14 protein-coding genes, 2 tRNA genes and 1 pseudogene are annotated in these 14,133 nt (G+C 65.3%); 8 read left to right on the forward strand and 9 right to left on the reverse strand.

The annotated features are described in order from the left end of the window. The first annotated feature begins 2 nt into the window (after positions 1–2). On the forward strand, positions 3–698 hold the full coding sequence (locus OIE68_RS30945) for a response regulator transcription factor (RefSeq protein ID WP_327094528.1): 696 nt from the start codon (positions 3–5) through the stop codon (positions 696–698). Continuing rightward, complete coding sequence (locus OIE68_RS30950; protein ID WP_327094529.1) at positions 691–1,716, forward strand: HAMP domain-containing sensor histidine kinase; 1,026 nt, start codon at positions 691–693, stop codon at positions 1,714–1,716. Before OIE68_RS30945 ends, OIE68_RS30950 begins: the two co-directional genes overlap by 8 nt. 1 nt (position 1,717) lies before the next feature. Here OIE68_RS30950 and OIE68_RS30955 read toward each other — a convergent pair whose 3' ends face one another. From OIE68_RS30955 to OIE68_RS30965, 3 genes are all read right to left on the reverse strand, one after another. Continuing rightward, entirely contained in the window at positions 1,718–2,770 is a 1,053-nt protein-coding gene (locus tag OIE68_RS30955) for an NAD-dependent epimerase/dehydratase family protein (protein WP_327101880.1), read from the reverse strand. A gap of 320 nt (positions 2,771–3,090) precedes the next feature. Next, positions 3,091–3,768 (reverse strand): winged helix-turn-helix transcriptional regulator, encoded by a 678-nt coding sequence (locus OIE68_RS30960; protein ID WP_327094530.1) that lies wholly within the window; start codon positions 3,766–3,768, stop codon positions 3,091–3,093. A 9-nt stretch (positions 3,769–3,777) separates the two neighbouring features. Then, on the reverse strand, positions 3,778–4,476 hold the full coding sequence (locus OIE68_RS30965; protein ID WP_327094531.1) for an alpha/beta hydrolase family protein: 699 nt from the start codon (positions 4,474–4,476) through the stop codon (positions 3,778–3,780). 154 nt (positions 4,477–4,630) lie between these two features. Here OIE68_RS30965 and OIE68_RS30970 point away from each other — a divergent pair, with 154 nt between their 5' ends. Further along, on the forward strand, positions 4,631–5,059 hold the full coding sequence (locus tag OIE68_RS30970) for an organic hydroperoxide resistance protein (RefSeq protein ID WP_327094532.1): 429 nt from the start codon (positions 4,631–4,633) through the stop codon (positions 5,057–5,059). 207 nt (positions 5,060–5,266) lie between these two features. Here the strand turns inward: OIE68_RS30970 and OIE68_RS30975 are convergent, their stop codons facing one another. From OIE68_RS30975 to OIE68_RS30985, 3 genes are read right to left on the reverse strand one after another with little or no spacing between them, the layout of a single operon-like run. Then, a complete protein-coding gene (locus OIE68_RS30975; protein WP_327094533.1) occupies positions 5,267–5,884 on the reverse strand; it encodes a hypothetical protein in 618 nt (205 codons plus the stop codon). A gap of 2 nt (positions 5,885–5,886) precedes the next feature. Beyond that, complete coding sequence (locus OIE68_RS30980; protein ID WP_327094534.1) at positions 5,887–6,210, reverse strand: hypothetical protein; 324 nt, start codon at positions 6,208–6,210, stop codon at positions 5,887–5,889. A 46-nt stretch (positions 6,211–6,256) separates the two neighbouring features. Beyond that, positions 6,257–7,330, reverse strand: coding sequence for a nitric oxide synthase oxygenase (locus tag OIE68_RS30985; protein WP_327094535.1), 1,074 nt, complete (start codon positions 7,328–7,330; stop codon positions 6,257–6,259). A 504-nt stretch (positions 7,331–7,834) separates the two neighbouring features. Between OIE68_RS30985 and OIE68_RS30990 the strand changes: the two are divergent. Together OIE68_RS30990 and OIE68_RS30995 are read left to right on the forward strand one after the other, a co-directional pair. Then, positions 7,835–8,279, forward strand: a pseudogene (locus OIE68_RS30990) (HoxN/HupN/NixA family nickel/cobalt transporter); the annotation flags it as partial. A 178-nt stretch (positions 8,280–8,457) separates the two neighbouring features. Next, entirely contained in the window at positions 8,458–9,522 is a 1,065-nt protein-coding gene (locus tag OIE68_RS30995; protein ID WP_327094536.1) for an alpha/beta hydrolase family protein, read from the forward strand. On the opposite strand, the gene hisC is transcribed toward OIE68_RS30995, so the two are convergent. After that, complete coding sequence (gene hisC / locus OIE68_RS31000; RefSeq protein ID WP_327094537.1) at positions 9,519–10,601, reverse strand: histidinol-phosphate transaminase; 1,083 nt, start codon at positions 10,599–10,601, stop codon at positions 9,519–9,521. The genes OIE68_RS30995 and hisC overlap by 4 nt on opposite strands. A gap of 95 nt (positions 10,602–10,696) precedes the next feature. Here hisC and OIE68_RS31005 point away from each other — a divergent pair, with 95 nt between their 5' ends. From OIE68_RS31005 to OIE68_RS31015, 3 genes are all read left to right on the forward strand, one after another. After that, on the forward strand, positions 10,697–11,437 hold the full coding sequence (locus tag OIE68_RS31005; protein ID WP_327094538.1) for a dienelactone hydrolase family protein: 741 nt from the start codon (positions 10,697–10,699) through the stop codon (positions 11,435–11,437). Between the two features lie 91 nt (positions 11,438–11,528). Then, positions 11,529–11,618: transfer RNA gene (locus OIE68_RS31010), tRNA-Ser, on the forward strand. A gap of 40 nt (positions 11,619–11,658) precedes the next feature. Further along, positions 11,659–11,731, forward strand: a tRNA-Arg gene (locus OIE68_RS31015). A gap of 330 nt (positions 11,732–12,061) precedes the next feature. On the opposite strand, the gene OIE68_RS31020 is transcribed toward OIE68_RS31015, so the two are convergent. Next, entirely contained in the window at positions 12,062–12,898 is an 837-nt protein-coding gene (locus OIE68_RS31020; RefSeq protein WP_327094539.1) for a hypothetical protein, read from the reverse strand. 119 nt (positions 12,899–13,017) lie between these two features. Further along, positions 13,018–14,019, reverse strand: a complete 1,002-nt coding sequence (locus tag OIE68_RS31025; RefSeq protein WP_327094540.1) for an NAD(P)H-quinone oxidoreductase — start codon at positions 14,017–14,019, stop codon at positions 13,018–13,020. Positions 14,020–14,133: the final 114 nt, after the last annotated feature.

Here is a 14,133-nt window from a genome sequence, read left to right on the forward strand (position 1 = left end):
CCATGTGCATTCTGATCGCCGACGACGACCCACTGGTCCGTGATGTGGTGCGGCGCTATCTCGAACGCGACGGACTGACCGTCGTGGAAACCTGGGACGGCGCCTCGACCATGGCACAACTCACCGAGCCCACCGGCGACCCCGTCGAACTGGCCGTCCTCGACGTGATGATGCCCGCCCCCGATGGCATCGAAATCTGCCGCGCGGTGCGTTCCGGCCCGCGCCCGGACACCCCGATCATCCTGCTCACCGCCCTCGGCGACGAGGACGATCGCGTGCTCGGCCTGGAGGCGGGTGCCGACGACTACGTCACCAAACCGTTCAGCGCCCGCGAGCTCGCGTTGCGGGTCGCCTCGGTGCTGCGGCGTTCGCAGGCGACGCGGCAGCCGAGCACGGAGGTACTGCGCGACGGCGCGGTCGAGGTGCGGCCGGATTCGCAGTCGGCGCTGGTGGACGGCGGGCCGGTCGACCTGACCGCGCGCGAATACGATCTGCTCGTCTTCCTGCTGCGCCACCCGCACCAGGTGTTCAGCCGGGAGGAACTGCTGGCCAAAGTATGGGGCTGGGATTTCGGCGACCTGTCCACCGTCACCGTGCATATCAAGCGTCTGCGGGCGAAACTCGGTGACCGGCACCGGATCGAGACAGTGTGGGGCCGCGGTTACATCTGGGGCCGGAATGGAGAATCCAGTGCCTGAGAACACCCTGCAATTGATCGGCTATGCGCTGGCCTGTTCGCTGCCGATCGTCGCCATCGGCGCGGCGATTCTGCGCACCACCAGCAATCGCTCCATGACCGCGAGCATGGCCGTGCTGGTGCTGATCCCGACGCTGTCCACGCTCGCGGGCATTATCGGGGTCAGCGGGTTGATGTTCACCGATGAACTCGAGCGCACGGCGGTCGTGCTCGCGGTCGTCGCGGCGGTCACCGTGCCCGCGGCCCTACTGCTCGGGCGGGAACAGGCCCGCAAGACCGTCTGGGAGATGCAGATCCGCGAGCAAGAGCGGATGGCGGAGCGCTCGCGCCGCGAACTCGTCGCCTGGGTGAGCCACGACCTGCGGACCCCGCTGGCCGGAATCCGCGCGATGGCCGAGGGACTTTCCGACGGCGTAGTCACCGGCACCGACGATGTGGCGCGCTACGCGGAACAGATTGTGCGCGAGACGGATCGGCTGTCGGTCATGGTGGACGATCTGTTCGAAATGTCGAAGATCAATGCGGGCGCGTTGCGTTTGGAACTGGAGCCGGTCGATCTGCGCGAGTTGATCGATGAGGTGCTGGCAGCGAACCGACCGAATGCCGAACGCGCCGAAGTCTTCCTGCGCGCGGAACAGCCCGACTCCGAAATCGTTGTCGCGGCGAGCGATCGAGCCCTCGGCCGGGTGCTGACCAACCTGGTCTCCAACGCGATCGCGCACACCCCACCCGGCGGCCAGGTCGCGATATCGGCAGGCACCGCCAACGGCCAGGCTTGGGCGCGCGTCGACGACACCGGCCCGGGCATCTCCGAGGCCGATCTGCCACGAATCTTCGAGGTCGCCTATCGCGGCACCGCCGCGCGCTCCCCGGTCGCCTCCGACGGCGTGTCCTCCGGCAGTGGTATGGGGCTCGCGATCGCCGCGGGTCTGGTCGAAGCCCACCACGGCGATATCCACGCCGAGAACCGAGAGCAGGGCTGCCGCTTCGAAGTTCGGCTACCGCTCAACGGAAACTGAACTACGCGACCGGCGCACCCGCCCCGGCAACCGCGCGCAGCGGCGCGAAGGCGAACTCGGCAAGGCCGTCGAGCGGATCCACCTGCGCGGTGAATCCCAGAATCCGTTGCGCCTGCTCTGGACTCGCGACGATATGCCGCACGTCGCCGGGGCGATAGCGTCCGGTTATCACCGGTTCGGGGCCACCACGCGCCGCAGCCAACGTGGTGGCTACCGCGCCGATGGTGATCGGACGTCCCGAGGCGATATTGAGCGGAACAAAACCGGTATGCGCATATTCGACCGCCGCGAGATTCGCCGCAGCGATGTCACCGACATGCACGAAATCCCGCGCCTGCCTGCCGTCTTCGAAAACCTGCGGCGGCGCACCGGCCTCCAGCGCGGATCGGAAGATCGCGGCGACTCCGGAATATGGTGTGTCCCTCGGCATATCGGGGCCATAGACATTGTGATAGCGCAATGCGGTGACCCCGGATTCGGTTACCGCCGCCCACGCGGCCGCATAGTGCTCCTGCGCCACTTTCGCCGCCGCATAAAGACTCCGCGGCCGTAACGGAGCATTCTCCGGCACCGCCTCCCAACTCATCACCTCATCCGAATCCGGATCCCGATGCTCGAACATCCCGTTCTCGAGATCCCCGCGCCTGCGCACCCCGACCTCAACGGCCCGAGCCCCGCGATACCGCCCCTCCCCATAAACCACCATCGATGAAGCCAACACCAACCGTCGACACCCGGCCCGATCCATCGCCGCCAATAAGACCGCGGTCCCCAAGTCGTTATGACTCGCATAAGCAGGCGCATCCTGCGCACTCACCCCCGCCCCCACCACCGCCGCCTGATGACAAACCACATCAATCCCCCGCAACACCGAATCCAGCGCATCCGCATCCCGCACGTCAACCAACCGCACGTTCTCCGGAACAACCGCACCGACCCCGTGCGCCGCAGGCAACATCACATCGATCGCCACCACCTCATGCCCCGCATCAATCAACTCCCGATGCACCCGCACGCCGATAAACCCAGCCGCACCGGTCAGTAGCACCCGCATATCACCACCACCCCAAGTTCCGGTGCCGTACCCGCCTACCGTCCACGCCATCGTTTTCCGAGGTCATGCTCCCGATTCTGCGGCCAACCGCGCAACAATTGCCGCAACCCGGCCACGTCGTCAGACTTTCGTCACGTTCCCGGACCGGCGTATGTCGTTTCATTCCCCGCACCGATCCGGACCTTCCCACGACAACCGCCCACGCCGAGCACGTAGCGGCACCTAGCGAGGAAGCCGACTCCGCCGCAGCACAGGCACCCGACGATCGAGAGTGCGTTGGACGGGCGGCTCGTTCCGACCAGGAGTGACGACCCCCGGCCTTACCGGTCCGACTTTCGGGCGGATGGTGGCGGCAGGTGAAACAGGTTTTTGATCCTGCGCAGGGCTTGTTTGTCACCGGTCGCGGATGCGACGCCGGTTTCGATCGCCTCGGCGAACGTCCGGCGTTGACTGGTCAGGCGGAGGAACTCCTGCTCACTGATAGTGATGATCGCGTCGGGGTGTTGAGCGGGTCCGTGCAATGTCTCGATCGTTTCGTCATCGATGCGGGTGTGGAAGAACTCCTCGCCGATGCGGAACTCGTACACCGCGCGGAGTCCGGTGGCGGCCTCGGCATTGAAGCAAGCCCGTAGACCGAGGACTGCCCAGCCCGGGTGAAACGTCTCGGTGGGATGCGGTTCGCTCATCGCCCACTTCAGACCCCACCGGGCCAGCGCCAGGATCGCGGACTCGAGTTCCGCGCCGGCCTCGGTGAGGGCGTATGCGGGGGTGCGAGCCGGGGGCGGGAGGGTGATCTTTTCTGCCAGTCCCTCACGTTCCAGATGTTTCAGGCGTGCGGCGAGCAGACCGGTGCCGAGACCGCGAAGGCTGGCCTGCAGGTCGCTGAACCGTTTGGGTCCGGTCAACAGTTCGCGGATCAGCAGCAATGTCCAGCGCTCGCCGACGATATCGAGGGTGCGCGCGGTCGCGCAGTACTGGTTGTACGATCGCTGTTCCACTTCATCACTCTAAACTTTGCGCTTCTCATTTTTGAACAAGCACGAGGTCAGGAGCATTTCGGCAAGTGCCTCCGGTGCGGTCAGCATGACATTGTGCGGGCCGTTCAATGCGAGGGTCCGATATCCCGCGGCTGCGGCGAACCGGTCGAAGGGGTAGGTCTGTGGCCGGCAGCAGATGGCCGTTCCGGCAATCCGGTCGACGGCTCCGGTCAAACGAGTGGGCTCGGTGAACGTGCGCAGCGGGTGCGGGAGCAGACGTGCGGTGAGCCAGGCCGCGGTGTCGGTATCGACGATGCCGAACGCGCTGGCGGGCGGCGCCGGAATCTGCGATCGGTCACCGGAGGTCTCGGCCGCGTTGTGCACAGCTTCGACGAAGGAAGCGGGCGCCAAGCTGAACATGCTGGCACCGTCGCCCCCGGACCATCCGTCGACGAGAACGATGTGGTCGACGATGCCGGGCCGCGCGTCCGCTGCCTCCCGGACTACCAGGCCCGCATAACTGTGCCCGACAAGCACCAGCTCATCGTCCCGGGGAAGGGTGTCGAGTACCGCGATGACCGCGGCGGCATGGTCGTGGAGTCCCTGGTCGCCACCGCCGCTGAGATCGGGGGTGAGCGTGCGCGCCCCGTCGGCGTGCAGTAGCGGGATGACGCGATCCCAGCCCCAGGGGCCGTGCCAAGCGCCGTGTACCAGAACGAACGTGGTCATTGGTGAATCTCCTTGCGCAGCGGGGGCAGAACTCGATCGGCGGATTCGGCTAGACCGGTATCGCGGTCCTCTTAATTACCAGATACTAAACTATTGACTTCCTGTTTTTGAAGTGCAAATGTTCTATTCTGTTACCTACGAAGGGAGTTCGAGAATGACCACTGCGCTGTACACGGCCGAGGTACACGTCACCGGCGGCCGGAACGGCCACGGGCGCACATCCGATGGTCGATTGGATCTGGACTTGCGACAGCCCAAAGAACTGGGCGGCGACGGGGAGGGCGCAAATCCCGAGCAGCTCTTCGCGATCGGGTATGCCGCCTGTTTCGGCACGACGCTCGCACTGATCGGGCGGCGAGCCGAGCTCGAGGCGAACGACGCGCTCATCGACTCGTCGGTGTCACTGGTCCCGATCGACGGCGGCCGATTCCAGCTCGGTGTCGAACTGCGTATTACGCTGCCCTCGGTCACCGACGAACAGGCGATCGAGCTGGTCGAAACGGCTCATCAGGTGTGCCCGTACTCCAACGCCACGCGAGACAATATCGACGTGGCACTGGTGGTCAACGGCGCCCGGCTGTGACGCGCGGCCTGTCGGATTCGCGTCAGCACCTCGTCATCGATCCGCCGCCCTCAGCGGCGCATCCGCTGCACTCGCGAACCTGTAATACGCTGTAGTCCAGGCGATTACAGCATTAGCCGATTCGGGTGGCGGCTGGCCAGGATCATGCCTTCGTGGGCATCGTGTCGGTCACGCCGAGTGCGCAAGGATTCGCCCCTCTCGAGCGATTCAAGCGCCGCGGGAAAGGTAGCGGACGGGAGGCGGGGTCCGGTAACCGAAGGCTTTGATGAAGCGGGCGCCGATTTGGGCTTCGCCGGCTTCGAGCGCCTCGGCACCTACGGTATTCATCACTCGGTTGATGACGTTGAAAAGGGTTGCTACCCAGACGGCCTCGTCGAAAGCCTCGGCGGTGACGCCGACCTCACGGACTTTGTCGGCGTCGCCGGGAGTGAGGCCATCGGGATCGCGGACCATTTTGCCGATGAATTCGAGCATGGCGCGGGCTTCGGGACGCAGGGGCGAATTGTCGCCGTCGGCCAGGGCTTCATCGACCAGATCCGCGGCGATATACGCGCTCGCGATACCCCGGTGCGCGGAGTCGCAGAAGGGGCATTCATTGGACTGGGAGGCCCTGGTTGCGAAGATTTCGCGTTCGGCGACGGTCCAGAAGGACGGTCCGCGCATGGCGTCCTGGATGAGATCGGAAAGCGGGGTGCCGAAATAGCGGTGCCGGTAGCAGATGACCTTCATGACCGCGGGAACCTCGGTGCGACCCAACCGCTGCATGGTCGCGAACATGATTCGGGCCGGGAGTTCTTGGCCGGATTCGACTGCGTCGAGCCACATTTTCAGCGCCCCTCCCAGCAGCGGCGGGCGGCGCGAAGCCGTCGGTCGGCGGCGCCGTAGGCCGCGACCACAGCCGCCTCGAAGATCTCGTCGTCGCTGCGTCCCGCCTCGGCCAGCGTCGTGATGTTCTTCTCGGTGAGCCGATACGAGCGTTCGGCGACCAGCTCGACGAAATCGGCGAGATCATCGGGGACCCCGGCCGCACCTTCTTCACCCGAGGCCCGCGCCCGAATCGACCGCCGCACCTCGACCGGCAACTGTCCCGGCGCACCCTCGAGATGCGCGCCGAACTCTTCCCATTTCGAACCCATGGAACGCCGTGCCATGGCCCCATTCTTGCCCATCAACCGCACTACCGCTGCCGAACGAAGATCAGATTTCGCCTTCCCCGCCGAAGTCCCGCCGCACGAAATTCGGGCGCAGATCCGGCTCGGGTTCGTCGTAGTAGCGGTGGAAGGTCGGGGTCACGCCCGACGAAATCGGCGGATTGATCCAGCTCCAATCGGTCGGGCATTTACGGCCCGCGGCCTGCTCCCGATTGACGTGGTCGCAGAACTGCTTGGCGACCGTGTGATGGTCGACGATATACACCCCCGCCTTCCGAAAGCTGTACAGCACAGCGCGATTCAATTCGACCAGGGCCTGATCGCGCCACAGTGAACGCTCGTATCTGGTATCCAGGCACATCATTTCGGCGACGAGCGGCAACATGTTGTACCGGGTGGTGTCACTGAGATTGCGTGCGCCGATTTCGGCTCCCATATACCAGCCGTTGAACGGTGCGAACGGGTAGGTGATGCCGCCGATCTCCAGGTTCATATTCGAAACTGCGGGCAGCGCATGCCATTTCAGGCCGAGTCCGGCGAACCAGTCGAATTCGGGATGTTCGAGTTCGACCTCGCGGGCCAATTCGGGCGGGATGTCGAACCAGCGGATCGGCTCGTCCGGAGTGCTGATGAGCACCGGCAGGATGTCGAAGGGCGTGCCCGCGCCGCGCCAGCCGAGCTTCATCGCGAATTCGGTGATCGTGATATTGGCCGGGTCGCCGGTGACGGTGCCGTCGCCATTGCGATAACCGGCGTAGCGGATGAGTTGTGGGCTGACGATGCGGAATTCGCGGCCGTCGGCCTGGCGCGGTGGTCCGACGGTGATCATCGATTGGATGGCGCCGCCGTTGGTCGCCATATGCAGGTGCTGCCAGCAGACCTCGGCCAGATCGCGGGCCGAGCGCACCCGCCGTGCGTCGAGCAATTTCAGTGATCGCCAGTGTTTTCGCCCGACGCAGCGGGCATGGTTGCGCCACGCGAGCTTTGCGCCGATCAGGATCTCCTCGGCGGTCTGCACGTAGCTGCCGGTTTGTTGGAGTTGCTCCAATGCGGTGCGGCGGCGGTTCGCGGATAAATGCGCGAGTTCGGGCAATCGGAAGAACTCATCACACTCCCGCATCCGCCTTTTCAGATCGAGTCCGAAAGGTTTTGTGTCAGCGGAGCTTTCGAGCGATATGACGGGTAACGCTTGATTCACGGTTTTCTCCGGTCGGGCATCAGGTACTGCGGCTAAACAGACAGGCATCGATCGAGCAGAGAATTTCGCGCGCGGAGCGCAGCTGACACCGGGTTATGCCGGAGGTCCGCGCGATAGCCTCCGCGTTGCGGCGAATCCGGATACGGCAGACGGTTTCGGAAGCGGAGCTGTGCAGGCTGTCGGGTTGCCGAGCACGCGCACAGCATCATGACCTGGCTGCTGCCGTTTGCTGTCCACGATCATGCTCGTCCCAATCGACGCCTGAAAACGCCCGCACAGCAGCCTAAGACCGGTGTGCTGGCCGTGTGCCCGAATTCGACGTAATGCCTGTTCGAAATCTGCCGGGCACTGGCAACTGTTTGCCGATCCGCCCGAAACCCGACCGACCTGTACGTTGCGTGCGAAGTACCGTTGCACGAACGGTTCGTCCAGCAGTCCTTCGACGCCGACCACATTGCTGCGATCGATAACACCACTCGAAAGTTGGTGGCGGAGAACGGCAAGCACAAGGTGCACACGGTCGGTTTCTGGTTCGCGCTCGGCCATTCCAGCGTGGTGTTCATTCTGGTCGCGCTGCCGGCCTTCGAAGTGCGGACGCTGGCGGCGAATCTGGAGAACCAGGATTCGAGGCTGCAGCAGTGGACCGGGCTATGGGGCACCAGCATCTCGGGCACCTTCCTGATCGTCATCGGTCTGCTGAATCTGGCCTCGCTACTCGGCATTTGGCGCGTCTTCCGCCAGATGCGGCAAGGCGGACTTCGACGAGGCGCAGCTCGAGCGCGAGCTGGACAGCCGGGGCCCGTTGAACCGGGTGCTCGCGCCGGTCGTGCGGCTGGTCGAGAAACCGTGGCAGATGTTTCCGGTCGGACTGTTCTGTTCGTGGCGACCTGGGTTGGTGGCAGCAGTGATATGGCGCTTCGCCGGAGTGGAACGCCGCTGGCAAGGTGACCTTGCCACGAAGTAGCCAGGCCGAGCGCCTCATGCCACATACCGTCCGGCATGTTTATGGTTTGCGTGCCTACATTCGCATTTCTGGCAGGATGGGCGCCATGCTGTCTCGGCGCGAGGTGCGGCGTTGGGTCTCCAGCGCCATCGTTAGCGTCGCACTGATTGCCGGTGCGGCGGTGTTCGGCCCACCCCCGGTACTAGCAGCGCCCGGCGATCAGCCCCGCCCGAACACCGGCTCGGCGGATGGTCCGTCCCCCGCGGAGCCGACCGTCCCCGGCGTGACGCAGGCTTCGATCGATCGGATCGTGCCCATCAACGACCGGTGGCTGCGGGTGTGGGTGAATTCACCCGCGATGAGTCGCGCCGTCGAGGTACAGGTGTTGCTGCCGCGTGAGCAGAACCATCCGCGGCCGACCGTCTACATGCTCGATGGGCGCAGTGCCGAGGCGGAGAGCAACAACTGGACCGAACTCGGGCACGCCGACAAATTCTTCGAAGACAAAGACGTGAACGTGGTGCTGACGGTCGGCGGACCGGCCAGCTTCTACACCGACTGGCAGCGCCCGGACCCGGTGCTCGGCACCAATATGTGGGAGACCTTCCTGACGAAGGAACTCCCGCCGCTGATCGATGCGAAGTTCAACGGCAACGGACGCAATGCCGTCATAGGCGTCTCCATGGGCGCCGAGGCCGCGATGATGCTGGCCTTCCGGCAGCCGAAGCTGTACACGGCGGTGGCCGCGCACAGCGGATGCTTCTCCATGGGCACCGACCTCGGACAGGCGCAGGCCCGCGCGGTGGTCGCGACCTACCGTGGCGGACCGGACAATATGTTCGGCGATCAGCACGATTCCGCCTGGCTCGACCATGACGTGCTGCTGCACGCGGAAGCGTTGCGCGGCAAGGCGATCTATCTGTCGGTCGGCAGCGGACTACCCGGCAAATACGACACCCCGAACAATCCGGATCTGGTCAGCACCATCGGATTCGGCGGTCCGCTGGAGGCCGCGACCAATATGTGCACCCACAGGCTGGCCGATCGACTCACCGCGCTCGGGATTCCGGTGACCGCGAACTTCCGCGCTACCGGGACACACTCGTGGCCGTACTGGGCCGACGAGTTGGGTCTGTCCTGGCCGACGATCTCGCGGGCGTTGGGCGTTTAGCCGATTCCGAAGCGCGCCAACACATCCGGATCGGTCGCGAACCGCAGGAACTGCTCGTTCTCGTGCGGATCACCGGTGGTCACCCGCACACCGTCGATGCCGTACGGCCGCAGCAGCACCCCCGCCTCCGCACTCACCTCACCGTATTCGGCGCTGCGCTCGCCCAGCGGCAGCCACAGGAAGTTCGACTCGCTCGGCGGCACCTCGTAGCCCGCCGCGAGCAGTGCGTCGCGCACCCGATCGCGTTCGACGACGAGACTATCGGTGCGGTCGAGTAGCTCGTGCCGCGCCTCCAGCGAGGCGATCGCGGCCGCCTGCGCGACCCGGTTCACGCTGAACGGGATGTGCACCTTCATCAGCGCGTTGATCACCGCCGGATCGCCGACCGCATAACCCGCGCGCAGCCCCGCCAGACCGTACGCCTTGGAGAAGGTCCGCAGCACAACGACATTGGGCCGATTGCGCCGCAGCTCGACACCGTTCGGACGCTGCTCAGGGGTCAGCCGCATGTATTCGAAATAGGCCTCGTCGAGCACGATCAGCACATGCTCCGGGATCGCGTCCAGGAAGCGGACCAACTCGGCCGCGCCGACCGCGGTGCCGGTCGGGTTGTTCGGATTGCAGACGAAGATCAACTTGGTGCGCTCGGTGACCGCGGCGGCCATCGCATCCAGATCGTGCACATGCTGCGGGGTGAGCGGCACCTGCACGGCGGTCGCATTGCCGATCTGGGTGACAATCGGATACGCCTCGAAGGATCGCCAGGCGAACAGCACCTCGTCGGTCGGTGCGTCACAGGTGATCTGCACCAGTTCCTGACACAGCGCGACGCTGCCGCAGCCGACCGCGACGTTCGCCGAGGAGACGCCGAGGAAGTCCGCAATCGCCGCGCGCAACTCGGTGACCTGATTATCCGGGTAGCGGTTCGCCAATTCCGCGGCCTCGGCAATGGCCTTCGCGGCGGACGGGAGCGGACCGAAGGTGGTCTCGTTGCTGGCGAGCTTGACCGCGCCCAGATGGTTGCGGCCGGGGACGTACGCCGGGATCGAATCGAGGTCCGGCCGGATGTGCGCTGTCACCGTTCAACCATATGCCGGGTCCGGAAAATCTGGATGTCAGGGCCGCTCACGTGCAATTTCTCGCGAAGATCAGCAGATCCACCTACCCTTGTTTCATGTCGGGCATTTACGACGATATTGCGCCGCTACGTAGTCGCGACGAAATCATTTCCGGTTCGGACCCACAATCATCGACCGACGATCGACTTCGGACCGCCAGCGCCCAGGTGCCCATCACGGTGGCCGAGCCGGAGGGCAATGCGCGCGGCGGCATCGTGGTGCTGCACGAGGCCCAGGAGTTCACCGGGTCATTGCTGGAACTCATGAAAGCCCTGGCGACCGAGGGCTGGACGGTGGTCGCGCCCAATCTGTTCCATCGCATCGACGGCGAGCCGGCGCAGGAGGTTTTCGGCGACGAACTCTTCGACGATTTCGACGCCTGCTTCGACTGGCTCACCCGCCGCGGCGTCTTCCCGGACTGCATCGGCGTGCTCGGCTTCGACCACGCGGGCACCGCAGCCTTCCTGGTGGCGACCAATCGCCCCGTCGGCGCCGCGGTCAGTGTCGCCGCATCCGGCATCGTCGAACCGCTCACCGACGAGGCCGATGCCCTCATCCGCGCGGCCCCCAATCTGCAGGCGCCATGGCTCGGACTCTTCGGCGCCGACGACCCGGACACCCCGGCCACCCACGTGGATCAACTCCGGGACGCCGCCGCCCGCGCCGCGGTCGCCAGCCTCGTGGTGACCTATCCGGGCCTGCACCACCGCGCCGACCGCCCCGGCGGCGACGAAGACTTCGAACTCATCGATTCCCAAACCCGGATTTTCGACTGGTTCGACAGCAATCTTCGGTGATTACCTGGCGTTTTGCGATCTGGACGTCGGCTACTGTAACCTTCCTGTTCGGCGGTTCGAAAGGACCGGTGCCCTCGAAGAGAAGGCTCCAGGAGGCGTGCCAGAGCGGCCGAATGGGACTCACTGCTAATGAGTTGTCCCTTCACGGGGACCGGAGGTTCAAATCCTCTCGCCTCCGCCACACCCCGGTTCACCGGGACTATACAACTGAACACAGGCATGCGCCCGTAGCTCAACGGATAGAGCATCTGACTACGGATCAGAAGGTTAGGGGTTCGAATCCCTTCGGGCGCACTTCACTCGTCACCGGCTCATGCTCACGGAGAGCGTGAGCTGGTGCTCGTTTCGTCGTGTTTGTGGGGGTGAAACCCCCACACCCCCACCCGGAGGGCTTCGCCCCCGGCTGGGTTCGGCGGCGGGTTCGCCTCCTTTCGGTCGCGCTCTTATTTAGTGCCCATTCGGCCTTTGGAGATCGTGTGACTGTCAGCTGGCATGGGTCACAGCCTCAGCCCACTACCAGCGAGCAATACCTCGACCTTGATGAGGCCATCCGACGCGACTTAGAGATCGTCGACGGGTTTGTCGTTCCTACGGTGAATTGATTCCTGCAGACGCACGCAGAGATCAGCGCCGGACCCAACCCTGTGCACGGTCGGCCAGGTTCCACCACGAAACGAACTGCGTGTCTTCGGAGTTCAGCTTCCAGCGCGCGGCGAGTCCATCGAAGAATGCGTCGTCACCGGTCTTTCCGTCCTTCGGCTCTCCGATGTAGACCAGCCGTTCACCACCTCCAGCTTCGAACGCGGCAAGCGCGTCCGACGCCATTGGGTTGCCCCACCCCGGCGGCCAGCAGAGGAACAGCACAGCATCGGAGCCGCCGCTCGGACGCGCAGCGAACTCATCGAGATCCCCGATGCCATGCCACACGTCCGACTGACCGGCTGCACCGAAAAACGACATGTTCTCCGTCTTGTCCGGCGGCTCGGAGTCGTACGCGTCGACGCCCATTCCCACTTCGGTCAGCTGCGCCGCCCAATACCCGCGCCCGGCCCCCAGTTCGACCACCTTGCGGCCATCGGCAAACTGATTCAGCCACGCAATCGTCTCGGGCGACGGGATGGCGTACGCATAGGCGGCCTGCAAGATTGTTTGCGCAAACCCCAGACGCACACTGCCATTCATCCGACCGCCGTCCACTACGCGACGGCCTTCGCGCTCGGACACCGATGGCGCAACGATCTCCCAGTACGGATTCGCGCTGACCGACCGGCCACCAGTCATGTAGTGCACGAACCGCAGATCGAACGCGGCGTCGGCCCGACCATCCCCCGTCCCCGCCAACATCGGGGCCGTATCCAAGTACTCCGCCACCTTCGGATACTCAGCCCGAAGCCGCTCCTCATCACCAAGCAACGCAGCCAGTTCGTCCCGCCGATCCGTCGTCAACGCGAGCTCGGTCATCCGTCAATTCTGGCCTGACACAGCCCAATTCGTGGGCAATTCCGCGGGCTGCGCGGGAAGACGTCGCCCCCTCGACGGCCATGCCCTCGCCGGGGGTGAAGACCAGCGCAGGCCAGCCGTCAGGCGTCGCGGACGTTCAGGACTACCTTGCCGAAGGTTTCGGAGGAGTCCAGGAGGCGGTGGGCCTCGGGGGCTTCGGTGATCGGGAGTTCGGCGTGGATGACCGGGGCGATGGTGCCGTCCGCGATCAGGGGCCAGATGTGGCGGTTCAGTTCGGCGATGATGGCGGCCTTGCTGTTGGGGCCGGTGGTGGGGCGGTTGCGGACGTTGTTGGCATGGATGGTGCCCCATTTGGACAGCAGCGCACCGAGATTCAGCTCGGCGGTGGCCCCGCCCTGCATGCCGATCACCACGAGGCGGCCGTGCGGCGCCAGCGCCTCGACGTTTCGTGACAGGTAGGCGGCGCCCATGATGTCGAGGATGATGTCGGCGCCGGGACCGCCCGCACCATTTTCGGCGCGGATCGCGGCGACGAAATCGTCCTCGCGGTAATTGATCAGGACGCTCGCGCCCAACTCGCGGCACCGCTTCAGCTTCTCCGCCGACCCCGCGGTCACCGCCACACGCGCACCCTGGCTCACCGCGACTTGGATGGCGTGCGTACCGATTCCGCTGCCGCCGCCATGGATCAGCACCAACTGCCCCGCATCCAGCCCGGCTGTCATCGCGAGGTTCGACCACACCGTCGCAGCCGCCTCGGGCAGCGCGGCCGCCGCACCCAGGTCGAGCCCGTCGGGCACCGGCAGCACCTGCGTCGCGGCAACCACAACCTTTTCCGCGTACCCGCCACCGGACAGCAGCGCACACACCCGATCGCCGACGTGCCAATCCCGCACCCCATCACCGACTTCGGCGATGACCCCCGAACATTCCAACCCCATGACCTCACTGGCCCCAGGCGGCGGCGGATAGAACCCTCGCCGCTGCAGCAGATCCGCGCGATTCACCCCGGCTGCGGCAACCTCGATCAGCACCTCCCCGTGCCCCGGCACCGGATCCGCCGCCTCGCCCCACTCCATCACCTCGGGTCCCCCGAACCCGTTCAACTCGATAGCGCGCACCGCCCCATCCTGCCCCCATCCCCGACCCGCCCGCTGGCCACCCCTTCTCGCGAGCACACACCCTGGGTAGAGCCTGTTGCCGAATCAGCGCGGATTTCGGTCGTGCCACAGGTC

Source organism: Nocardia vinacea (assembly GCF_035920345.1).
GTDB lineage: Bacteria > Actinomycetota > Actinomycetes > Mycobacteriales > Mycobacteriaceae > Nocardia > Nocardia vinacea_A.

Coding starts and splice junctions, on each gene's coding strand:
- OIE68_RS30980 (WP_327094534.1), bottom strand. CDS start 6,210: ATGGCACGGCGTTCCATGGGTTCGAAATGGGAAGAGTTCGGCGCGCAT.
- OIE68_RS30965 (WP_327094531.1), bottom strand. CDS start 4,476: ATGACCACGTTCGTTCTGGTACACGGCGCTTGGCACGGCCCCTGGGGC.
- OIE68_RS31005 (WP_327094538.1), top strand. CDS start 10,697: ATGTCGGGCATTTACGACGATATTGCGCCGCTACGTAGTCGCGACGAA.
- OIE68_RS31020 (WP_327094539.1), bottom strand. CDS start 12,898: ATGACCGAGCTCGCGTTGACGACGGATCGGCGGGACGAACTGGCTGCG.
- OIE68_RS30970 (WP_327094532.1), top strand. CDS start 4,631: ATGACCACTGCGCTGTACACGGCCGAGGTACACGTCACCGGCGGCCGG.
- OIE68_RS30975 (WP_327094533.1), bottom strand. CDS start 5,884: ATGTGGCTCGACGCAGTCGAATCCGGCCAAGAACTCCCGGCCCGAATC.
- OIE68_RS30985 (WP_327094535.1), bottom strand. CDS start 7,330: ATGCGGGAGTGTGATGAGTTCTTCCGATTGCCCGAACTCGCGCATTTA.
- OIE68_RS30945 (WP_327094528.1), top strand. CDS start 3: ATGTGCATTCTGATCGCCGACGACGACCCACTGGTCCGTGATGTGGTG.
- OIE68_RS30995 (WP_327094536.1), top strand. CDS start 8,458: ATGCTGTCTCGGCGCGAGGTGCGGCGTTGGGTCTCCAGCGCCATCGTT.
- OIE68_RS30955 (WP_327101880.1), bottom strand. CDS start 2,770: ATGCGGGTGCTACTGACCGGTGCGGCTGGGTTTATCGGCGTGCGGGTG.